The organism is Protofrankia sp. Cr1, assembly GCF_963555865.1.
Classification (GTDB): Bacteria; Actinomycetota; Actinomycetes; order Frankiales; family Frankiaceae; genus Protofrankia.
The window spans coordinates 1-8423 of the sequence record NZ_CAUVXO010000185.1 but is presented as its reverse complement, the minus strand read 5'-3'; the positions used below and the strand labels follow the sequence as shown (position 1 = coordinate 8423).

Annotated in this window: 12 protein-coding genes; 10 read left to right on the top strand and 2 right to left on the bottom strand. The window is 65.0% G+C overall.

Going from position 1 to position 8423, the window contains the following annotated elements:
- Positions 1–456, top strand: a 456-nt coding sequence (locus tag U9980_RS15320) for a HyaD/HybD family hydrogenase maturation endopeptidase (RefSeq protein ID WP_322768528.1), incomplete at its 5' end; no start/stop codon positions are given.
- Positions 449–769 (top strand): hydrogenase/urease maturation nickel metallochaperone HypA, encoded by a 321-nt coding sequence (locus U9980_RS15315; RefSeq protein ID WP_322768527.1) that lies wholly within the window; start codon positions 449–451, stop codon positions 767–769. The genes U9980_RS15320 and U9980_RS15315, both read left to right, overlap by 8 nt.
- A gap of 106 nt (positions 770–875) precedes the next feature.
- Here the strand turns inward: U9980_RS15315 and U9980_RS15310 are convergent, their stop codons facing one another.
- Together U9980_RS15310 and U9980_RS15305 are read right to left on the bottom strand one after the other, a co-directional pair.
- Positions 876–1091, bottom strand: coding sequence for a DUF397 domain-containing protein (locus U9980_RS15310; RefSeq protein ID WP_322768526.1), 216 nt, complete (start codon positions 1089–1091; stop codon positions 876–878).
- A gap of 2 nt (positions 1092–1093) precedes the next feature.
- On the bottom strand, positions 1094–1924 hold the full coding sequence (locus U9980_RS15305) for a helix-turn-helix transcriptional regulator (protein WP_322768530.1): 831 nt from the start codon (positions 1922–1924) through the stop codon (positions 1094–1096).
- A gap of 321 nt (positions 1925–2245) precedes the next feature.
- Between U9980_RS15305 and U9980_RS15300 the strand changes: the two genes are divergently transcribed.
- The 8 genes from U9980_RS15300 to U9980_RS15265 form a co-directional block, all read left to right on the top strand.
- Positions 2246–2416, top strand: a complete 171-nt coding sequence (locus U9980_RS15300) for a hypothetical protein (RefSeq protein WP_322768525.1) — start codon at positions 2246–2248, stop codon at positions 2414–2416.
- The gene (locus U9980_RS15295; protein ID WP_322768524.1) at positions 2413–2982 is read left to right on the top strand and encodes an ATP-binding protein; all 570 of its coding nucleotides are present in this window, start codon (positions 2413–2415) and stop codon (positions 2980–2982) included. The genes U9980_RS15300 and U9980_RS15295 overlap by 4 nt, the downstream gene beginning before the upstream one ends.
- A 445-nt stretch (positions 2983–3427) precedes the next feature.
- The gene (locus U9980_RS15290) at positions 3428–4681 is read left to right on the top strand and encodes a methionine adenosyltransferase (protein ID WP_322768523.1); all 1254 of its coding nucleotides are present in this window, start codon (positions 3428–3430) and stop codon (positions 4679–4681) included.
- Positions 4682–4768: 87 nt separating this feature from the next.
- Complete coding sequence (locus U9980_RS15285) at positions 4769–5203, top strand: NUDIX hydrolase (protein WP_322768522.1); 435 nt, start codon at positions 4769–4771, stop codon at positions 5201–5203.
- 46 nt (positions 5204–5249) lie between these two features.
- Positions 5250–6122, top strand: coding sequence for a sugar phosphate isomerase/epimerase family protein (locus tag U9980_RS15280; RefSeq protein ID WP_322768521.1), 873 nt, complete (start codon positions 5250–5252; stop codon positions 6120–6122).
- Between the two features lie 27 nt (positions 6123–6149).
- The gene (locus U9980_RS15275; protein ID WP_322768520.1) at positions 6150–7178 is read left to right on the top strand and encodes a Gfo/Idh/MocA family oxidoreductase; all 1029 of its coding nucleotides are present in this window, start codon (positions 6150–6152) and stop codon (positions 7176–7178) included.
- Positions 7117–8022, top strand: a complete 906-nt coding sequence (locus tag U9980_RS15270) for a hypothetical protein (protein ID WP_322768519.1) — start codon at positions 7117–7119, stop codon at positions 8020–8022. The genes U9980_RS15275 and U9980_RS15270 overlap by 62 nt, the downstream gene beginning before the upstream one ends.
- A 14-nt stretch (positions 8023–8036) precedes the next feature.
- The coding region (locus U9980_RS15265; RefSeq protein WP_322768518.1) for a Gfo/Idh/MocA family protein at positions 8037–8423 on the top strand (387 nt) is incomplete at its 3' end.

The window sequence follows — 8423 nt, the reverse complement described above, 5'->3', positions numbered from 1 at the left end:
ATCGGCAACGAGCTGCTGGGTGACGACGGCGTCGGCGTGGTCGCGGCCCGGCGGCTGGCGGCGGTGCCGAACCCGGGCGTGGAGGTTCTCGACGGCGGGACCCTCGGGCTCATGCTGATGCCCTACCTCGCCGGCCGCCGCGCGGTGCTCGTCCTCGACGCGGTGTCGAGCGCGCAGGGTCGGCCGGGCGATGTGATCGTCATCGGTGACGGCGATGTCAGGCGTGGCCACGGGGTGCGCGCGACCGCGCACGACGTCGGCCTTGTGGACGCCCTGTCGGCCGCGGAGCTCGCGGGCTGCGCCCCGCGCCATGTCGCGCTGGTCGGCGTCGTGCCCGAGTCCATCGCGGACCGCTGGGGGCTCAGCCCGCTGGTCGATTCCAGGGTCACGGCGATGATCGCCGCGGCTCGGACCATCCTGACGAACTGGGGAGTGGCGGTGCCCGCAGATGCATGAGGCCGGTCTCGCCCGGGCGGCGGTGGCAGCCCTCGTGGACGCAAGCGCGGGAGCGACGGTGCGCACGGTGGTGCTCGCGGTCGGTACCGGCGTCGACATCGACTCCGCCGCCGCGGCCTGGCACGGTGCCGCCACCGGCACCTGCCTGCAAGCCAGTCAGGTGGAATGGCGGACCGCGGTCGACCGGCTACGCTGCTTCGCCTGCACGCGGGAGTACGACGGTGACCGTCTCGATGCATGCCCGTCCTGCGGCGGCAACGGGATCGTCATCGCGGCAGCGGACGAACTCACCGTCATCGACTGGACGACCTGAACGCCAAGTCGTAACCTCTACTGATCATCGGCTGCGGTGGGGATCCCGGTGTCGGCGCTACCTGGGCGAGGGACTTTCTAGATCAACCGGGGAACCTACACCACGTTCAGGAGTCGAATTCACCGTCGCGGGCGCCCGCAAGGAAGGCTGTCCACTCCGCCGAGGTGAAGACGAGGATGGGACCGTTCCGGTCCTTCGAGTCACGCACGGCTCGGCCGTCCTCGGGGAGCTTGGCGACCTCGACGCAGGCGCCCTCGCCGTTCGTGTAGCTGGACAACTGCCAGGAGAGGCTCTCCCGGTCGAACTTGATCTTGCCTTTCATTCCTACTCCCTCAGCAAACTCGCGATCATCTCGGCGGACGCGGCGGGATCGAGCGCAAGGGCTCGGAGATGATCGAGCTTTTCCCTATACTGCCGTATCTCTTCGGCCTTCTCCAGGTAGAGACTGCCCGTCAACGCCTCGACGTAGACCACTTCCGGATCATTGGCGTCGGGGAACCCAAGGTGCGTGAACGAGGTCCCGAGCGCGGCGTGCCCGCCCACCGCGAACGGTAGCACCTGAATCGTGATGTTCGGCCGGGCCATGGAGTCGAGGAGGTGCCTGAGCTGGGCTCCGAGTACTTCCTTGCCTCCGATGGGGCGCCGGACGACGGACTCGTCGAGTACTACCCAGAGCCGGGGCGGGTGGTCGGAGCGAAGCCGTTCTTGGCGGCTCATCCGGAGAGCGACCCGCCGCGCCACGACTTCGTCGGAAGTCTCCGGCAAGATCGAACGGATGACCGCGGCAGCGTAGTCCGGAGTCTGGAGCAGTCCTTCGACGAGAGCGCACTGGTAGGTGTTGATGGACGAGGCGTCTGCTTCGAGTCCGATGTAGACCTCGAGCCAACGCGGCACCACGTCGCTGAAGCTGCGCCACCAGCCTTGTCGGCGAGACTCCTTGGCGAGCGCGAGGACGGCGTCCCGCAGGTCCGCGTCCTGGACTTCGTACAGGTCGAGCAGACCGCTGACGTCTACCTGGCGTACCGCGACTCTCCCGTTCTCGATTCTGCTGATCTTGGCTTCCGACGCCTGGATTGCCTGCCCGGCCTCCTCCGCAGTCATCCCGACCGCTTCCCGTAACCTTCGCAACTCAGCGCCGAGTCGGCGACCACGCACCGTCGGCCCTGCTGACGACTTCGCCACGCTCCCCCTCCGCGACCGGGACGACTCCTGCTCGAAGTCTGCCAGTGGCCGGTCTCCGCCGGTTGTCGACACCTCGGCCGAAAATGCACTTGCATTTAAGCCTAGGCTGTTTCATAATCGCCCTACGAGGTCGTACCGGCACGGAAGGGACAGACCACGGGTCGGGTCGGTAGCAGGGCGCTTTCGCCACACGGCCGTTCTGTCGGACGACCACCCGCGCGGAGACAGGCGAGGGACAGCCGCGACCGTGGCGTCCGGGACGGAGCGATGGCAGTGCGGTGTGAACGAGACGCGGTGTACGTTGCCGTGCGGTTGGAGGACGGCTTCGTCTGCGGCGTGAGCGGCTTCTTCGAGAGCCGCCGCGCGGCGGCGGCCTACGCCTTGGCTGAACATTGGCCCGGCTTCACGACGGCGGCCTTCCAGTTCGACATCCCGTCACGGCACGTCCCGGGTCGTGTCACATGACAAAGCCCGCGGCTGGCGGGACGACCCCGGTCCTCACCGCAGCATCCCGCCGCACGGTGAGGGCCGTACTGCCCGCCGTGCCGAGCGCCGTCGCCTACGGCCGGCTGGTCGCGAAGAACGTCATGAGGCAGTGGCGTCTGCAACATCTCTCGGACATCGTGGAGCTACTGGCTTCCGAATTAGTCACTAACGGTATCGAGGCAACTTCTACGGTCGGCGCAGGGGTCGAGAAGTCCGTCGAACTACGCCTCGTCTCGGTCGCTGACAGCTTTTTCGTCGGCGTCAGAGACCACAATCCCAGTCCCCCGGTTCTCCGCGAGCAGTCCGACGGAGCAGAGTGCGGTCGAGGGCTTTTCCTCGTTGACGCGCTGAGCTCGAGGTGGTGGCATCGGAACCTCAGACGAGGCGGCAAGGTTGTTTGGGCGGAACTGGACGCAGCCTTTCCGACCACCGCCGGCGGCCTACCGATTCGTACGCCGCTCTCCCTTCCTCCCGCAGTGCTCGTCCAAGAATCTGACCCGGAAGTGCTGCGTAAAGTGGTCGAACGTCTCAAGGTGTTGACATAGGATCCGGACGATTTTCGGTATAGGGCTGAGCAGTCGGGCCGGGCGGGTGACCGGTCCGACCGAGGTAGAAATCGGAATGCGTGGGAGTAGTCTGTGACCAGATCAAAACAAGTGTCACCGGAAGCGTCGACCACGAAAGCTCGGGATAACGAGCTGGCCGAATTGCTTCGGGCCGTTTTTCACGTCGATACCCCAGATTCGGCCGTACGTTCCGCGCTGTGCGCGGTCCTGAGCCTTGTCCCGGACCCGCCAGAAAAGGAATCGTCGGTCTACCTGTCCACTACGATAAATCTCACCGCATACTGCGCCGGACAAACCTCAGCGCTCCGGGCCGCGCGTGCCGAGGCCCGGCGGGTGATTTTGGGGCGGCGCTAGGGAGGGTCCTCCGTACGGCCATCAATGAGAAAGCTCACCGGTTCCGCCGAGAGCGACGTAGGAGAGTGACGTGGAAGTCAAGCGTTTCGAGATCGACGAGACTGTTGTCTTCGTCGAGACGGGTGTTATTTCGGCCCGGTCCACTGGACTTGTCGAACGGAAGGGAATGGGTCATCCGGACACGCTGGCCGACAACGTCGCGGAGCTGTTGTCGCGGGCATACAGCAGGTACACGCGAGACACCTTCGGCGTCGTCCTGCATCACAATTTCGACAAGCTTGCGGTCCTCGGCGGGAAGTCCCAGGTCGAATACGGGGGAGGAAAGATGCTCGCGCCGGTGCGGGTCCTCGTGAACGGCAGAGCAACGAGGACGTGCGGGAACTCGGCGGTACCGGTCGACGATATTGCGACCGAGACTGTGGAGGGGTTCTTTCGAGGCTGTCTACCCGAGTTGGACGGCCATCTGAGCATCGAACTGAACATCACTGGGAATCCGAGCCCGGGGGCGGTCCACGGGACGGGCCGCAGTAGCCCGGAACGGTCGGCATGGTTCGCTCCCTCGGACCCCAGTACCTTGCGTGAACGTCGGACGGTGCTCGCGAACGACACCTCACTCGGCACCGGATGGGCGCCCTTGAGCACCCACGAGGAATTCGTCATCGCGCTCGCCGACAATTTTTCGGGGAGCAGCGGATTCCGCCAGGGACGACCGTGGTGCGGCTCTGACGTCAAGGTCATGTCGATGCGAGCGGGTGACGACGCCGACGTCGTTCTGTGCGTGCCTCAGAAGAGTCGCCACGTCCCGAACCGCAGATCATACCAGGACAACTGCGGCGACGTCCTGGCCGAGTGTGTACGACTGGCCGAGCTCCTGTGGCCGCAAGGAAGGGTGAACTTCCGACTCAACGCCCGGGACTTACCCCAGGACGACGAAATATATCTCACCTACACGGGAAGCTCGATCGAGTCCGGTGACGAGGGCGTGGTCGGACGTGGCAACCGGACCAACGGTCTGATAACGCCGCTCCGTCCGATGAACCTCGAAGGCGCGAACGGCAAGAACCCCGTTTACCACGTCGGCAAGCTCTACAACGTGGCGGCGGAACGGTTGGCCGGGCTTCTTCACGCGGCCACGGGAGACTACGCCGAAGTCCATCTGGTGAGCGCGACGGGTCAACGTCTCGACCGACCGTGGCGTGTGATCCTGCGACTCGCTGCCCGCGACGTCGACAGCGCGGCCGTCCTACAGCTCCTTTCCGACCAGCTCACGAGGTTCCCCGACCTCACACAGGAGATCATCACTGACGGCGTCCAGCTGTGTTGAACAGACCCGTTGTATCCTTGCGGTCGGACGCCGGGAGCAGAAGAATTGCCGCCCGGCACGAGAACTCAGCGGCGAAGGAGTAATGCTATGACAGCACCGAAGGCCACTGTCGCGTGCCGCGCCGTCCTTCGGTACGAGGGGCGGCTGCTGCTGGTAACCGACGGAAACGGCTACTGGTACACGCCGGGCGGTCGATTGGACTCGCCCGAGACCCTTCCGCAGTGCGTCACGAGAGAAGTGTGGGAAGAGACCGGCCTGAAAGTCACCGTAGGTGACGTGATAGCGGTTTCCGAATTCATCGACGTGGCCGAGGGCCAGCACAAGGTAGAATGTTTCTTTTCCGCTGAGCTCGTCGAACCGCCAGCGGAGGTCGACGACTGGCAGGACGTCGCAGGTCCGGTCCGCTCTTTCGGGTTCTTCGACGACTCGGAACTCGTCGCGATGAATGTCCAGCCCCAGTTCCTCAAGTCGCTCGGCAGCAGTCCGGGACCGCTTGCTCAAATCTATGTCCAACCGAACTAGGTAAGCGAGAGCGGGATCTTCCTGCCGCTCCCGCGCGGGAGGTCCGATGCTGCGTGACGTTTGCGTGAATCCGGCTTGCTACCGCTGGGGGACTTCCCTCCGGGAATTCGTCGAGGTCAGTCGTGCCGCCGGTTTCGAGCACGTCGAAGTGAGTATCCAGCAAGCGGAATCCCTCGCCGAGGAACTCGGCGGTACGGCCGCCCTTACGCGTTGGTGGCAGCGTGCGGGCGTCAAGGTCGCGCAGTTCAGTGGGCTGCTTCCCGCAGGTCCGGTGCTTCCGGCGCCACTCCTTGTGGATGAGTCACAGTTCCGCGCGGCCGTGGCGTCCGTCCACAAGCGGCTCGAAGTGGCGCAGGCGCTCGGCTGCCAGCGCGCCGCCGTCGTCGTCAACCCGAGGACGCACCTGCCTCCTGCGACGGCTGCGGAGGTCGCTGCCAGGCGGCTGGACGTCCTAGCCGCCGCCGCGGGCGAGCACGGCGTCCGCCTCGCTGTCGAGTACATAGGAGTCACCCGAGGCTTGACGCCGGAACTCGACGGGCCGTACCCGTTCGTGGCCAGTCTTCGGGAGCTGGACGAGCTGCTCGCTCGGTGCGGTCGGCCGAACGTCGGGATTCTCCTCGACTTGTGCCACCTGTACGCGTCGAGCGAGTCGTTGGGCGACGCCCGCGCCTGCGCCCGTCCTGTCGAGTTCGTACAGGTCTCCGACGTGCCGTCAGGAACGGACCCGGCCACGATGACCGACTCCCTCCGCTGCGTTCCCGGCAGCGGCGTCGTCGATTTCGACGCGGTCGTGAGGGGCCTGGACGCGATAGGCTATACCGGTCCCGTCTCGGTCGAGTTGTTCTCTCCGGAGCTCTGGGCGTTGGAGCCCGGCAGAGCAGCGGACGTCCTGTCTCGATCCAGGAGCGTTCTCGGGTAAGGCGACGAGCTCAGAAAGAGGTCTTTTGTGAGAGTCGGGTTAGTCGGCTGCGGTCGGATCGGCGGATCGGCCCACGTCGCCGCTTACCTGCAAGCCGGCGTGAGGGTGACAGCCGTCTGCGACTATTACGACGAACGCGCGAAGCGCGTCGCCTCCCGTCTCGGTGCGGCTGTCGAGAAAGACGCCGTCCGACTGGCCGCGCGGGAGGACGTGGACTTGGTAGACGTCGCAACGCCCCCCGGCACTCGAGCCGAACTGCTGAGCGCCCTGTTCGAAGTCGGAAAGCCGGTTCTGGCTCAGAAACCGTTGGCGTACGACTTGGCCACGGCGCAAAGGATCGTGGACGAGGCTGCCAGTAAAGGTGTGCCGCTCGCGGTCAACCAGAACGCCCGCTGGGCTCCGACGCACCTCGCGCTTTTCAGGTGGATCGAGAGCGGCGACGCGGGAGCGGTCTATGCGGTCCACCACCACAACAGGTACCGCGAAGACGTGGACACCTGGTACACGCGGCACCCGGATTACCTTTTCCTCGACCACGGAATCCACTATTTCGACCTCGTCAGACTCCTAGCTCAGGAAACGCCGAGCGCGGTGTCGGCGGTTTCTGGTCGGCGTCCCGGCCAAGTGGCTGCCTCCCCTCTCCTGTACTCCGTGAACACGCGTTTCTCGAGCGGGACCGCTCCGCACGTGGCCATGACGTTTGTGAACTCGGTGCCGGGACCTTCGGCTTACGACTACCGGCTCGTGGTAGACGGTACCCGCCAGAGCGCGGTTGCTTCTCTGGCCGCCGTGGACGTGTATTCGGGTGGACAGGAGAAGCGGGTAGTACCAGAGGGCGAATGGGTGCCGGACGGCTTCACCGGAGCGCTCGTCTCTTTCGTCCGGCACCTCCGAGGGGAAGGCCCTCTGCCTCATTCCGGCAGGGACCACCTCCGTACTCTCGCGGTCGCAGCCGCCGCCGCGAAATCCGCGTCGCTCGACGGAGAATGGGTAGATGTCGTCCAAGAAGGCTTCGGAGAGGCACGTCATCCCACGCTCGCCGATCATCTATTTTGACGGACTACCCGGCCTCGGCAAATCGACTGCCGGTGTCAGCCTCGCGAGTCAAGACGAAGAATTGGTCTTCATCGCGGAGAACAACCCCTCTCCTGCGGTGTACCCGGAAGTGGTAGGGCTCGGTGGCGTAGACGCGGCGCGGTGGTACATGCGTACGGAGGTCAAGCGGAGCCGCTTCGCCCGCGAGGTCACGAGGACCTACGCCGTACGAGCCGTCTGCGACAAGAGCGTGCTCGCCACACTCGCCTTCGTGTACGCCGCCGCGCGCGTCGGGTGGGAGCCGGCATCCACCTACGACCTCGTACGGTCCGAGTACCAGCGTGACGTACGCCGCTACCTGCCGGCCGACGGAACGACAGTGCTGTTCTCCGGTTCGGTGTCGCTGAGTCTGACGAGGCGGGCACGCAAATCGGACAGGGCTGTGCGCCCTCTGTGGTTCGACCCTGCTTTCCTCGGCGCGCAGACCGAGTTCTTCCAGCAGGAGGCGCCGAATCTGTGCGTGAACAACCTGGTGAACCTCGACGCGGCCGGAAACAGAGAGGCCTTGCTCCAACGGGCGGCCGAGTTAATGCATCCTGCACGGGCGTCGAGGGATATCCGACAGCAGGTGCCCGACGGTCCCGAAGCAGGACGAATCATCGCGGAACTGATAGACTCGTACGTGTCGGCGCACGGGGGGACGGCCGTTTTCGGAAATCGCGTGGGACCGCCGTTCCGCCAATTCGGACTGTTGAACCAGGCGTTCGAGCGACACCTTTTGTTTATCGACGACGGCGGGCAGGTCGCGGTCCAGCGCGACGCCTGGGACGATTCCGAACCGACTGACCTTGGTCTCGACAAGTAGAGGCGGACTGCTACGTGGGAAGACTGCAAGTAGGTGTCGTCGGCTGCGGTATAGTTGCCCGTTCACGCTATTTCCCGCTCCTTCGGAAACTCTCCGACGGTTTCGCCGTCGCGAGACTATGCGACATAGACACGGCTGCCCTCGACCATGCGTGCCGGCTTTTTCCCGAGGCGGAACGCTACTCCTCGCTAGTCGACCTGGCACAAGCTCGGGGAAGCTCGCTGGACGCGGTTCTACTGCTCACGGACGGAGACCACCACGACCTGTTGCTGACTTTAGCCGAGCATGGTTTGCCGACATTCGTGGAGAAACCGATCTCCTACACGCGTGGTCGCGCCGTCGAGTGTGTACGCGAGTTCGAGGTACGCGGCCTGCCGTTGCAAGTCGGCTACATGAAACGA